Genomic DNA, 12,836 nt, shown 5'->3' with positions numbered 1-12,836 from the left:
ATGCAAAGAATGCCTGATATGACCGACCTCACGGCCTTTCCCATCACGAAGCGCTGGCCCGCCCAGCATCCGGACCGCCTGCAACTCTATTCGCTGCCGACGCCGAACGGCGTGAAGGTCTCGATCATGCTCGAGGAGATCGGGCTGCCCTACGAGGTCCATCTCGTCGATTTCAACAAGGACGACCAGAAGACGGCTGAGTTCCTGTCGTTGAACCCGAACGGCAAGATCCCGGCGATCCTCGATCCCAACGGCCCCGGCGGCAAGCCGCTGCCGCTGTTCGAGTCCGGCGCCATCCTGCAATATCTCGCTGAGAAGACCGGCAAGCTGTTGCCGGCGGACGCCGCGCGGCGCTACCAGGCGATCCAGTGGGTGCATTTCCAGATCGGCGGCATCGGGCCGATGTTCGGCCAGGTCGGCTTCTTCAATAAATTCGCCGGCAAGGACTATGAGGACAAGCGTCCGTTGCAGCGCTACGTCGCGGAGTCCGCGCGCCTGCTCGACGTGATGGAGACACATCTCGCCGGGCGGCAGTGGTTCATGGACGATGAATACACCATCGCCGACATCTCGATGCTCGGCTGGGTGCGCAATCTGATCGGCTTCTACGGCGCGCGCGAGCTTGTTGAGTTCGACCGGTTCAAGAACGTCGCCGCGTGGCTCGAGCGCGGTCTCAAGCGGCCGGCCGTCGAACGCGGGCTGAATATTCCGAAGCGTCCCTGAGCAGGCTACTTCAGCATCTCATAGACGACGGGATTATCGGCGCAGGCGGCAAAGCCGCATTCGAGCAGGGTGGAAAGCACGTTCAGCGCCGTCAGCCCGATCACAAGCCACACCGCGCCCTGTGCGAATCCGCCGGGCGCGGTGACTTTTGCTGTACGGTGATCGAACTGGCGGTCGAACAGCAGCATGGCGGCGAGCAGGACGATCGCTGCGATGAATCCAATCAGCGCCCACGTATAATAATGATAGCCGAGCAGCGCCGAGCCGTAGCCGGCGTCGCCGGGGAGGACGTGCAGCAGCACCTGCCGGGTCGAGACCGAGGCGCCGAGGACGGCCGTCAGCAGCGACAAGGCATAATGGCTCGGCCGCGGTCCGAAGCGGATGTTCAAGATCGGTCCGATCGCCAGCAGGGCGAAAAGAATGCGCTGCAACAAACACAGCGGGCAGGGCAGCTCGTGCAGCAGCAGCTGTGCGGCAAAAGCAGCAGTCAGCAGCAGCGCAAGGCCATAAAGCGCGAGGGCATTCAGGGTCACGGCCTGGGTGTCGGTCATCGCTGGCCTCAGAACGACAGAGTGAGACGGTCGGTGGCGTGGTGCAGCAAGGTCGCGACGCAGGCGACCAGGATCACCGCGAACAAGCCGATCGCCAGGGGACGCGGACCACGCCAGGCCACCAGCATGGCGACGGTGATGGCGAGAAACAGTGCGGTGAATTCCATCCTCAGCCTCCGGGTGCGAGCCGGCCGCAGTCTATGACAGATTCGTGTGCGCTCGCCGCTATGCGAATGGGCATTGTCGCTTGCGCGCGGCTCCGCCAAGATGGCATCACCGATTGAGTTCACTTCCAGCCCGGGGCACCTCATGACCACAGACGCGATCAAGCCCGCCGTCCATCACAAGCATCAGCCCTGGTACAAGATCCTCTACATCCAGGTCTTGATCGCGATCTTCGCGGGCGTCTTGATCGGACATTTCTATCCCGGCCTCGGCAAGCAGTTGAAGCCGCTCGGCGACGGCTTCATCGCGCTGATCAAGATGATGATCGCGCCGGTGATCTTCTGCACCGTGGTGCACGGCATCTCCTCGATGGGCGATCTCAAGCGCGTCGGCCGGGTCGGGCTGAAGGCGCTGATCTATTTCGAGGCGGTGTCGACGGTCGCGCTCGCGGTTGGCCTCTTGATCGGCGAACTGCTGCAGCCCGGTCGCGGCTTCAACATCGATCCCGCCACGATCGATCCGAAGTCGGTCTCCACCTACGTCACGCAGGCGAAGGAGCAGGGCATCGTCGCCCATCTGATGGCGATCATTCCGGACAGCTATCTCGGCGCGATCGCGCGCGGCGACCTGCTGCAGGTGCTGCTGATCTCGATCCTCTCGGGCTTCGCCATCGCGCTGATGGGCAAAGTCGGCGAGCCGATTGCCGCGGCGATCGACACGGCGGCCAAGATGTTCTTCGGCATCATTCGGATCATCGTCCGCGTCGCGCCGCTCGGCGCGTTCGGCGCGATGGCCTTCACGGTCGGTGCCTACGGCCTCGGCTCGCTGGTCAATTTGGCGGCGCTGATCGCGACCTTCTATCTCACCAGCATCCTGTTCGTGCTGATCGTGCTGGGCGCGATCGCGCGGCTCTCGGGTTTCTCGATCATCCGCTTCATCGCCTATATCAAGGACGAGCTGCTGATCGTGCTCGGCACCTCGTCGTCGGAGACGGTGCTGCCGCAGATGATCCAGAAGATGGAGCATCTCGGCGCCTCGCGCTCGGTAGTCGGCCTCGTGGTGCCGACCGGCTACAGCTTCAATCTCGACGGCACCAACATCTACATGACGCTGGCGACGCTGTTCCTGGCGCAGGCCACCAACACCCATCTGACGATCTGGCAAGAGCTCGGCATCCTCGGCATCGCCATGATCACCTCGAAGGGCGCCTCCGGCGTCACCGGCGCCGGCTTCATCACGCTTGCCGCGACGCTGTCGATCGTGCCCGATATTCCGATCCAGTCGATCGCCATCCTGGTCGGCATCGACAAGTTCATGAGCGAATGCCGCGCGCTGACCAATTTGATCGGCAACGGCGTCGCCTGCGTCGTGATCAGCCTCTCCGAAGGCGAGCTCGACAAGGACGCGCTGCACGAGACCATGGCGCATCCGCTCGAGCTCGGCGAGGCGCTCGAGCCGGGCGGGACGGGGTAGGGCAGTATCAGTCATGGGGCCGCCGCAGGGGCCGCTGCCAAAAATATCGAAAACAACCCCATGCAAAGCAGCCGGCGGCGGCCGGCGTTCGGCCACGCAACTTGACACGTCGGGCAACTCAGGGATATATTTCTAATATTCCGAAATAGCGCGAATGTACCTTCGCCCCGCCGCGCCCACATCGCTGGCGCGCCTGTCGACCAGTTTGGTGAGGAAGATGCTCCTGGATATAGGTCTTCGCGGTGGGGCCCTCGCTTTGCTGGTGCTTCTGGCGCTCGACGCCCTGCTGCAGTCGCGCAACAATAGGCTCGGCCGCATCACCCTTGTTTTCGACCTGTGCGGAATTGCGTTTCTCATTGAGACGGCTCCGCAATTTCACGACAGCCAGGCAGTGTGGATCCTCGTCCTGCGGCTGGCGAGCAATATGGCGGCGGCCGTCTTTGTGCTCTGGAGCGAAGAGGTATTCGACGACACGGCGAGGCCGCCGTGGATTGGCTGGACAGCGGTGGGTGTGATGGCGTTGCTTGCCATCTGGTCCGTGGTTACCGATTCTTCATGGGCCTGGCTCGCAACCCATGTCTGCGCTCTCGTGCTTGTGGTGATCGCGATCGGTCGCGTTGTGCTGGGCCGATCCAACGACCTGATCGAGATGCGCCGCCGGGATCGGGTCGTGTTCGCATGGGGTTTGGGCCTCGCGATCGTGGGCTGCACGCTGATTGGGTCAAGCAATCTCGCGATGACACCAGCGCTTCCCGGTGTGCTCGGCATCGCGCTTGCTGCCGCCTTGTTCCGCTTGCATCGGGCAAGCCCGGTCTCCGCGGTAGCCGCAGCGGCGCCGGCATCGGAACCGGCCCCATCAATATCTGAAATGACCGACGCGGAAGCGGCCCTCTATCGGCGTTTGCAGACGGTCATGGAGGTGGAGCGGGCCTACCGCGACGGCAGCATGACCATCGCCAGCCTGGCCAAGCGGCTCGACACGCCGGAATACCGCGTGCGCCAGCTCATCAATCAGCGGCTCGGCTATGGCAACTTCGCCCGCTTCGTCAACTCCTACCGGCTGGCGGAAGCGCGCTCGGCCCTGGCCGATGCCGGCCAGGCGCGGGTCCCGATCCTGACGATTGCACTGGATGCCGGCTTCGAGTCGATCGGCCCGTTCAATCGCGCGTTCAAGGCGGTGACTGGAGAAACGCCGAGCACATTCCGCAAACGGACCCTGGCCGGACCGGTCTGACGCGCCGATTGTCGCAAACGGCCAGGCTTTGCGGGTTTCGGCGACCCAAACTGCGACTTTCGGCGCGACCGGCTCGGTCTTCGCCACCATGTTCGGCGTCCAGCATTGGAGACGCCCATGGTACAGCCCGTTCGACCGACCACCCACAGACTCCTTTATATCGACAATCTGCGCTGGTCGGCGATCAGCATGGTGGTGGTCATGCATGCCGCCGTCACCTACTCGCCGTTTGGAAGCTGGTACTATCGCGAACACCCACCGTTGGGCCTGGGCACCCGGGTGGCCTTTGCGGCCTATCAGGCGCTTCAGCACGCGGTCTCGATGGGGCTGCTGTTCGGCATCGCCGGATATTTTGCCGCCAGCATGGTCGCTCGCCGCGGCGTCGCCGGCTTCTTGAAGGAACGGCTGTACCGGCTCGGCTTACCCCTGCTTCTTTATATCGGGGTTATCGGACCGCTGACGGAGTACTACGTGGCGGGATCATGGTGGTCGGAGCCGCGCCGGAGTTTCACCGAGGACTGGTTGCACCACGTCTCCAACGGCCAACTTCTTGACGGCTCCGGCCCGCTCTGGTTCTGCCTTGTGCTGTTGCTGTTTTCCGGCTGCTTTGCGCTGGTTTGCAGATTCCATCCGATCGGCCAGCCCTCCGCCCGGGCGATACCGAGCCTCGCCGCTGTGCTCGGCTTTGTCCTGGCGATGAGCGCCGTGACGTTCGCGGTGGGGCTGCTGGCGCCAGAAGGCGGCACCATCCTCAACATCGCCATCCACGACGCGCCGCAGTACCCCTTCATGTTCGTCGCCGGAGTCGCGGCGTGGCGGGGCGATTGGCTGCGACAGATTTCGAGCGGCGCAGGACGGCGCTGGCTGGTCTGCGGGCTGGTCGGGAGCATCGCGCTGTGGGCCGCAATCGTCGTCTTTGGGGGAGCCCTCGAAGGTCGGCTGGCCGACTACGGCGGCGGTTGGCATTGGCAGGCGGCAGGCATGGACTTTTGGCGGTCGGCAACCTGCGCCTCGCTCAGCCTTGGGTTGGTGGTGCTGTATCGTGACCTGTTCGACTGGCAGGGCCCGGTGACTGGGTTCCTCAGTCGGAATGCCTTCGGCGTTTACGTTCTGCACGCCCCTGTGCTGATCGCGGTGACCCGCGTCATGCACGATTGGACCGTTGCCCCGCAATGGAAATTCCTGTTGGCAAGCCTCGTCGGCGTGGTCGCCAGCTTTCTGGTCGTCGGATTGCTGGCTCGGCGCGTTCCGGGGCTGCGCGCAGTGCTGTAAAGCTCCTGCATCGCGGGCGGGAGAAGGAACGCGCCTTGTCCCGATTTTCGGGAAGCCACGGTCGAGCCATTAATGATTCTTGGGACACCGACCCCATGACAGAGTTCGAATTGGACGTGAGTATCCCTCCATTGGTGGCTACGGCTTTCATGCTGCGCGGAGGAAACAATGAATTATTTAGTTCGCTCTTTCGCGACTTGCTTCATCGCGGCTGCTTGTACGCTGGCCGTCACGGTTGGTGGTTCGGCCGCGGCCGAGAATTTTCCCCATCGCACAATCAAGATCGTCGTCCCCGTACCGCCGGGGCCATTGTTGGATGTCGTACCCCGGATCATTGCCGAGAGGCTGTCGGCGAAATGGGGCGTAGCCGTGATCATCGAGAACCGGCCCGGGGCAGCTCAGAACCTCGGCGCTGAGGCCGTGGCCAGGTCGGATCCCGACGGGTACACGCTGCTGGCCTCACCCCCGGGGCCGCTCGTTGTCAGCGGTCATCTGCGGAGCAAGTTGAACTTTGATCCTGACGCGTTCGTGCCGGTGAGCCTGATGGTCAAGCTTCCGACGGTGCTTGTCGTCAACCCAAAAGTACCGGCCTCAAGTCTACAGGAGCTCCTTGCCTACGCCAGGGCCAATCCGGGCAAGCTCACTTTCGGATCGCCGGGAACAGGTAGCACACCGCATCTCGCCACCGAGCAATTGATGAAGGCCGCCGGCATTCAGTTGGTTCATGTGCCTTATCAAGGCATGGCGCCGGCGATGAATGATCTGATCGGCGGTCATATCGACATGATGATCGACCTCTACGGTAACGTCGCAGGCAGCATCAAGGCGGGCAAGCTCAGGCTTCTCGCCGTCACGACGCCGGCGCGACTGGAGCAGGAGCCTGCGGTTCCGACGATTTCCGAGGCCGTTCCCGGGTTCGCCCATGTGGAATGGTTTGCGATCGTCGCTCCGCCGAAAACGCCGGACGCCATCGCCGCAAAGCTTTCCGCTGCGATCGCTGAAGTCCTGGCGCTCCCCGAGGTTGCCGGACGTCTGGCGGACCTCGCGGCGGTTCCGGTCGGAGGTACTCCGGATCAAGCCGCCACGTTCATCAAGGCCGAAAGCGCGCGGTGGAAGGCGCTGATCGACACCACCGGTCTCAAGATCAACTGATGCTGCGTCCGGCCGGAGGCATCGAGATGAGTAGACCCCGCGCCTTGGTCATCGGCGGCTCCCTGAGCGGACTGCTCACGGCGAACCTGCTTCGAGCTATTGGATGGCATGTCGATATTTTCGAACGCGCGCGTGGAAGTCTCGCCGGGCGGGGGGCCGGACTTGGTGCGCAGTCCGACTTGTTCATGGTCCTGCGGCAGATCGGAATCCATGTCGACAGGACGATGTGGACGGAGGTGCGCTCGCACGTCTGCCTTGCCCGAAGCGGTGAGCCGGTTTGCCAGGTGCCGGTGCGAGAAGTGACTACGGCGTGGGACCGGCTCTACGGAGCTCTCAGGGAAAAGTTCTCGAACGGACCCTACCAAGGGGGAATGGCGCTGATCCGATGCGAACAGAAGGAACGTAGTGTCGTTGCCCTGTTCGAAAATGGGGCGCGTATCGAAGCGGATCTACTCATTGGAGCGGACGGTATTCGTTCCGCGGTGCGCCGGCAGTGCTTGCCCGAAATCGAGCCGCGCTATGCCGGTTATGTCGCGTGGCGCGGCATCGTCGAGGAAAACAGGATCTCGCCGCGGTGGCGCGCCAGTGCACTCCAGGACATGGCATTCTGCCTGCCGGACGGTGAACTCGCGTTTTCCATCCCGATCGCCGATCGTGATGTGGTTGGCGGCAGGAGATGCATGTTTGTCTGGTTTCGTCCGGCCGACTTCGATTCCACGCTGCGCGGGTGGTGCACCGATGCGACGGGGTATTGTCACGGAGATTCGATCCCGCCGCCTCTTATCCGAAAAGAGGTCATCGCCGAACTCAAGCTGACCGCTCGGACATTGTTGGCTCCTCAGCTCGCCGAGCTGGTCGCCAGTGCTGAACAACCGATTCTTTCTGCAATCTTTGATCTCGAAACGACGCGCATGACGTTCGGTCGTGTCGTGCTGGTTGGCGATGCGGCATTCGTGGCTCGACCGCATGTCGGCACCAGCGTCACCAAGGCTGCACAAGACGCCTGGGCGCTTACCGACGAGCTTGCCAAAGGAGACATGAGCGGCGCATTGGCCGCCTATGAGCGCCGTCGACAGCAAGCGGGCAGGGAGCTCGTCGCTCGTGGACGTCGCCTGGGCAAACATCTCGAACCCGCAGGCGCGGGCACACGGCCTCCGATTGAGACGCTCCTGCGGGAATACGGGCCCGGCGGCATCGGCGCATGGCCATCGACCGTCTAGTCATGGATGGCAATTTGATGCAACATCACGCGACGATGCCAGACACCGCCGTAGGTAACCCGTGTTGCCTCCAACGCGTCAGATACGTTTTTGCGCCAGCCGCGATGGCACACGCATCGCCTATGAGACTTGCGGCAACGGACCTCCGCTGGTGTGGGTCGCGCATTTTGTCCACCACCTCAACTTCGATTGGGACAGCCCGGTCTGGCGACCCTGGATATCGGCGCTGGCAAAGCGGCACACGCTCATCCGCTACGATTTTCGCGGGACTGGCCTATCCGACCGTTCGGGTGTTGAATTCACCTTCGAGAAGCTCGTTGAGGATTTTGAAGCTGTCGTCGGCGCGTCTGGAGTCCGTAATTTCTCTCTCGTCGCCATGTCGGGCGGCGCACGAGTTGTTCTGCCCTTCGTGGTGAGCAATCCCGATCGTGTCGACCGGCTCGTGCTGTACGGGACATCGCCGACGGGCCCGTTGACGGCGAAGGCCCCACCTGAGCGGGTCGAGAACATGCGGGTGCAGCTCAAGGCGTTCGAGATGGGGTGGCCGCAGGACATTCCCGGATTCGGTACCTTCCTGACGTCTCTGCACATTCCGGACGCGAGCGCGGAACAGGCTCGGTCTTTCAACGAATTGCTGCGTCTGACGACCTCTGCCGAAAACGGGGTCGCACTGCTTCGCACCCTCGTGGAAAGTGATATGCAGGACCTGCTGCCGGACCTGAGTTGTCCAACACTCGTGTTTCATTCCCGTCAGAGCGCAGTGCTTCCATTTGATGACGGTCGCAAGGTCGCGGCTTTGGTTCCCGACGCACGATTTGTGCCGCTTGAGAGTCGCAATCACATTGTGTTGGACACTGAGCCGGCCTGGAAGCAGTTCGTTCGCGAGCTCGATGAATTTCTCCCCACTCACTCCGCACGAGCCGAGCCGTTCGATGAACTGACGGCGCGGGAGCGCGATGTTCTCGAACTTCTTGCGCAGGGTATCAGCAATGCCGACATCTCGGTCCAGTTGAAGATATCAGCGAAGACCGTCCGCAATCATGTCTCGACTGTTCTGGGCAAACTCGGAGCAAACAGCCGTGCCCACGCCGTGGCGGTCGCTCGCGACGCAGGCTTCGGCCGAAGAGTGCAGACCAGGAGCAGCCAGGTCTGACTGGCTATAGGTATGAACTGGCGTTGGCCTCCATGAGAGTCAGCTATCGCCCAGTGTCAGCCTGTGGCCATCGCGACATTTGCGCTGCCCTACCACTCCGGCCGCTATAGAATCAAAGCGGACTTTGCTTCGCATCGCGCCGCCAGGTTTATCGGTACATCCAGCCCAATTCAGGAACACTCAACAATGCTCACCGTCTATGGCGAAGGTCGTGGCTTCCGCGTTGTCTGGCTGCTCGAGGAATTGGGATTGGCTTATCGGCTGCGCCCGGTCGATCTGCTCGCGGTCGAGAATGATCGCGATTTCCTCGCGATCAACCCAGCCGGCTTCATTCCGGCACTGCAGGACGGCGAGACGATCATGGTCGAATCGATCGCAATTCTTGAGTACCTGCTCGCCCGTCACGGCTCAGCTTCGCTTGCGGTCGCCCCGGATGATCCGGCTTTCGCTTCCTATCTGCAATTTCTCCATTTGGGCGAGGCCGGGCTCGCCGGGCCGATGAATGCCGTCTTTGTCGGTCGCGAACTGGCTCCCGAAGCCGAGCGAGATGCCCGGGTGACCCGCTGGGCATTCGAGACCTTCGAGAGCCGGCTGGGGTTGGTGATCCGCCGCCTCGCGGATTGCCCCTATCTCGCCGGCGACCGGTTCACGGCCGCCGATATCTCGGTGAGCTACGCCCTTCTGCTCGGCTTGCGAACCGGCAACTACGTTCCCGGTCCGACCGAGCGGGACTATCTCGCCCGCACGACGGCACGCCCTGCCTACATCAGGGCGATGGAAAGCTGCAAGGGCACCAAGGCCTGGGCGGCGAGATCGCCGGGATTGTAGTGCTCGATACAATCCGGCTGTGGCTTCGCGCTTACAAGTCCAGTGCCTAGGCCGTGTACTCATTGAGCAGCTGGCGGCCGAGGTCCGCTTAACCCCCAACAGTGGCGGAGAAGCGGACAGCTCGCGGGATCGCCGAAGGGCCAATAGCTGACGTGCGCAGTTGTCGGCGCCATTACCCTCGCTTCCCGCCGAGCCAAGCCCTTTCAATGAGCCAGGCAATCGCTATTCGTGGCTATGAGCCGACCTTGATCACCTGCGGCACTTTCCAGCTCCCGTTAATGATCGAAGGTGGAGTGTCCTTCGGCCAGTACATTCGCAGCATCAGGACAAAATCGCCCTTCGGCGCCGGCAGCCAGTTCGATTCCTTGTCAGCACCCGGCGACTCATTCTGGAAGTAGAGGGTCAGCGAGCCGTCCGGGTTGAACTTCGGATTGTCGCGCATGCTGACGGTGAACCTGTTCAGCGGATTGGGAACGAACCACCAGCCCTGGTCGATCATATACATGGTGAACGACCAGAAGCCATTGACGGGCGGTGTCGCATCCTTTGCAAATGTCAGCGTGTACTTGTTTGCACCGCTCAGTTTCTGTCCCGTCGAGTCCTTCTCGGTGTTCGGGTAGACCGCATCACGCTCCTGATTGGCGGGCCAACCGAAGGCCGCTACCACCGCTCGCTTCATGTAATCGGAGGGTCCATAGGTGCCGAGACCTTTCGTGATCGACCAGCCATCGACTATCCCGCCGAGGTTCTCCTTGTTGGCCTCGATCTTTTTCAGAGCTGTCTCGGGAATGTCCTTCAGCGCTGCCTGTACAGCCGGGTCGAGTTTGTTCATCTCGAACGGCTTGCCGGGTACGATGCCAATCTTCGCCATGCTCGCGAGCATCGGTGCATCCGCCGCAGGCGCGGGCGCAGCCGCTCCCATGAGCTTGACCATCAGGTTGAAGTATCCCTCCGTCCCCATGGCGAGAATGACCGTCTGCGGCTTGTCGGTCATGCTGAAACCCGGATTGGGATTTACCGGCGGCGTAACTGGCGTGTACGGCTTACCCCAGGCCGAGAGCGGCGTGATCTTGTATTGCGCCTGCAGCGCGTTAACGGCCTTGTAGTCAGCTTCGCTGCCGTCGGCGTAGGTGCGGCCCAGAATGACCATGTAATTCGTTGCCATCGGGAAGTGCTTCATGTCCGCAGGCACTTCGCCTTTCCAACCCGGGCCGGTGAAGAGGTAGTTGGCAGCCTTTCCACTGGCCGTGCGCTTGCTCGGCGAGTGCTCGGAATCCGACATCCAGAGATCAGTAATCTCGAAAAGATAGAAGCGGTCTCCCATGTCGGGATGGCTGAAGACTTGCGGTTCGGTGAGATCGAGCCAGACAACCGAATACAGAGTGTCCGCGTTAGGTGCGGAAACGCCGCGATAGTCCGCAGGCGGATAGCGAGGAACGTTGACGAACTGACCGGTGGGACTTGTGAACCCCTCGACCTTCGGCACGTTGCTCATCTGCACGCGGGTTACTTCGGTTGTGATCAGCGAGTAGCCATAGACGTAGGCATCTGTAGCGATCTGCTGCGCTTCCGCGGGCGATACGGATTGCGCGTTTGCCGGTGCAGTCGCTGTGAAGCAACTCAATGCGGCAAGGGTCAAGGCGAGAAGAGAACGTCGATCAATCGCATACATAAAAGCACCTCTCTTCTTTGGCGCGGTTGAAAGCTGGGAGCCGGCAACGGCTCCCGGTTCTTCCACCGAGTCCATGCTGTGTGACGTCTGCAGAAAGATAAGACAGTCGCTGGAATTAGAGGGTGAAAACGTGCATTCTAAGAGGCTTCAATGGTGATGCTTCGACTACCTCCACGGGAAAAGATAGCATAGGTCAAAAATGGAAGCCAAGCCATGGTTATTGTGTTGTGCCTCTACATCCTTACGATGTGGCTGATATTCTCGAAGTTCAGGCTCGTGCGGTGGGGTTGGTTGTCGGGGACGATCTCGCTACTGATTGGCGGATTCATTCTCGCGATATTTCTCGCGCTTTTTAATTATCTCACGCCCTCCGGTCGCCTGACGGTGACTGGTCGCGTCGTGGAAATGACGCCGAATGTGACGGGACAAATTGTCGCAATTCCAGTCAAGCCGAACGTGCCAGTGAAGAAGGACGACGTGCTGTTTGAGATCGACCCGGCGCCGTTTCAGTACAAGGTCAACCAGTTGCAGGCCTCGCTTGCGGCGGCAAAACAACAGACCGAAATCCTGAAATCGAACTACGAGCAAGCGACGGCGAATGTGGCGGGACTTGCCGCACAAGCCTCCTACAACAAAAAGCGTCTCGCGGACATTGAGGCGCTCGCCGCCGATGATGCCAACACGAGATTCCAGGCGCAGGACAAGCAGGTTCAGTACGAGACTGTGTCGGCGCAACTCGGCGCGGCCAGAGCGGCCCAGCAGAGCGCCAAGCTTGCGCTGGATTCCGAGATCGGTGGTGTCAACACGTCGGTCGCGCAACTTCAGGCGCAACTTGAGAACGCAAACTGGGAATTATCGCAAACGTCCGTTCGAGCACCTGCCGACGGCTATGTCACCGTCGTTGCCCTGGCGGTCGGCGACCGGGCGTTGCAGGCGCGCTCGGCGATGTCGTTCATTGTCGAGAAGGAGATCGCCCTGGTCGGCATGTTCTCGCAAAACGGATTCCAGACCATCAAGGAGGGGGCCCCGGTCGACATCGTGTTCGACAACCTGCCGGGCCGCATCTACCACGCGAAGATCATGGCCATTCCCAAGGGTATCGGCCAGGGACAGATCGCGGTGTCGGGTACGCTCGCCCGCACCAATGCATTAGGCGGTGCGACGGTGTATCCGGCGGAGATATCGATCCCCGACGGGATCAATCGTGATGCGCTGCGCTTGGGCATGTCCGGCACCGCCACCGCATTTGCCAACAACGCCGGTGTGATCGGGCTGCTCGCCTCTATCCTGGTGTGGGTCAGTTCCTACACGGCCTATCTATAACCGCCGACCGGTGTGGGAAAGGGCCGCGCTTCCAGAGATGGGCAGGCCCTCCGCACTCCAAGCAACCGCT

Annotated in this window: 12 protein-coding genes; 9 read left to right on the top strand and 3 right to left on the bottom strand. The window is 61.8% G+C overall.

Translation table 11 applies throughout. The features are described 5' to 3' along the window. Window positions 1–18: 18 nt before the first annotated feature. Window positions 19–723: a glutathione S-transferase family protein gene (locus FBZ93_RS02420; protein ID WP_146984376.1), complete on the top strand. Its 705-nt coding sequence runs from the start codon at window positions 19–21 to the stop codon at window positions 721–723. A gap of 5 nt (window positions 724–728) precedes the next feature. Here the strand turns inward: FBZ93_RS02420 and FBZ93_RS02415 are convergent, their stop codons facing one another. Both FBZ93_RS02415 and FBZ93_RS40465 read right to left on the bottom strand, forming a co-directional pair. Further along, window positions 729–1,274 (bottom strand): disulfide bond formation protein B, encoded by a 546-nt coding sequence (locus FBZ93_RS02415; protein WP_146984375.1) that lies wholly within the window; start codon window positions 1,272–1,274, stop codon window positions 729–731. A gap of 8 nt (window positions 1,275–1,282) precedes the next feature. Continuing rightward, a complete protein-coding gene (locus FBZ93_RS40465) occupies window positions 1,283–1,441 on the bottom strand; it encodes a DUF5993 family protein (protein WP_167528882.1) in 159 nt (52 codons plus the stop codon). Between the two features lie 142 nt (window positions 1,442–1,583). On the opposite strand from FBZ93_RS40465, the gene FBZ93_RS02410 reads away from it, so the two are divergent. The 7 genes from FBZ93_RS02410 (at window position 1,584) to FBZ93_RS02380 (ending at window position 9,771) form a co-directional block, all read left to right on the top strand. Continuing rightward, a complete protein-coding gene (locus tag FBZ93_RS02410; RefSeq protein WP_146984374.1) occupies window positions 1,584–2,912 on the top strand; it encodes a dicarboxylate/amino acid:cation symporter in 1,329 nt (442 codons plus the stop codon). Window positions 2,913–3,174: 262 nt separating this feature from the next. After that, window positions 3,175–4,146 carry an AraC family transcriptional regulator gene (locus FBZ93_RS02405; protein ID WP_246667356.1) on the top strand — a complete coding sequence of 324 codons (972 nt, stop codon included), beginning with the start codon at window positions 3,175–3,177 and terminating at the stop codon, window positions 4,144–4,146. 117 nt (window positions 4,147–4,263) lie between these two features. Continuing rightward, window positions 4,264–5,418: an acyltransferase family protein gene (locus FBZ93_RS02400; RefSeq protein ID WP_146984372.1), complete on the top strand. Its 1,155-nt coding sequence runs from the start codon at window positions 4,264–4,266 to the stop codon at window positions 5,416–5,418. A 168-nt stretch (window positions 5,419–5,586) separates the two neighbouring features. Continuing rightward, a complete protein-coding gene (locus FBZ93_RS02395) occupies window positions 5,587–6,570 on the top strand; it encodes a Bug family tripartite tricarboxylate transporter substrate binding protein (protein ID WP_146984371.1) in 984 nt (327 codons plus the stop codon). Beyond that, window positions 6,570–7,790, top strand: a complete 1,221-nt coding sequence (locus FBZ93_RS02390; RefSeq protein WP_146984370.1) for an FAD binding domain-containing protein — start codon at window positions 6,570–6,572, stop codon at window positions 7,788–7,790. Before FBZ93_RS02395 ends, FBZ93_RS02390 begins: the two co-directional genes overlap by 1 nt. Window positions 7,791–7,941: 151 nt before the next feature. After that, window positions 7,942–8,943 (top strand): alpha/beta fold hydrolase, encoded by a 1,002-nt coding sequence (locus FBZ93_RS02385; RefSeq protein WP_167528880.1) that lies wholly within the window; start codon window positions 7,942–7,944, stop codon window positions 8,941–8,943. A gap of 186 nt (window positions 8,944–9,129) precedes the next feature. Further along, on the top strand, window positions 9,130–9,771 hold the full coding sequence (locus FBZ93_RS02380) for a glutathione S-transferase family protein (RefSeq protein WP_146984719.1): 642 nt from the start codon (window positions 9,130–9,132) through the stop codon (window positions 9,769–9,771). Window positions 9,772–10,003: 232 nt separating this feature from the next. Here FBZ93_RS02380 and FBZ93_RS02375 read toward each other — a convergent pair whose 3' ends face one another. Next, window positions 10,004–11,518 carry a DUF1254 domain-containing protein gene (locus tag FBZ93_RS02375; protein ID WP_246667330.1) on the bottom strand — a complete coding sequence of 505 codons (1,515 nt, stop codon included), beginning with the start codon at window positions 11,516–11,518 and terminating at the stop codon, window positions 10,004–10,006. A 138-nt stretch (window positions 11,519–11,656) separates the two neighbouring features. Between FBZ93_RS02375 and FBZ93_RS02370 the strand changes: the two genes are divergently transcribed. Next, window positions 11,657–12,766, top strand: a complete 1,110-nt coding sequence (locus FBZ93_RS02370; RefSeq protein WP_146984368.1) for an HlyD family secretion protein — start codon at window positions 11,657–11,659, stop codon at window positions 12,764–12,766. Window positions 12,767–12,836 lie beyond the last annotated feature (70 nt).

Source organism: Bradyrhizobium macuxiense, assembly GCF_007993935.1.
In the GTDB taxonomy this organism is placed as follows: Bacteria; Pseudomonadota; Alphaproteobacteria; order Rhizobiales; family Xanthobacteraceae; genus Bradyrhizobium; species Bradyrhizobium macuxiense_A.
The sequence above is the reverse complement of the archived record's forward strand: the minus strand, read 5'-3'. Positions and strand labels throughout refer to the sequence as shown.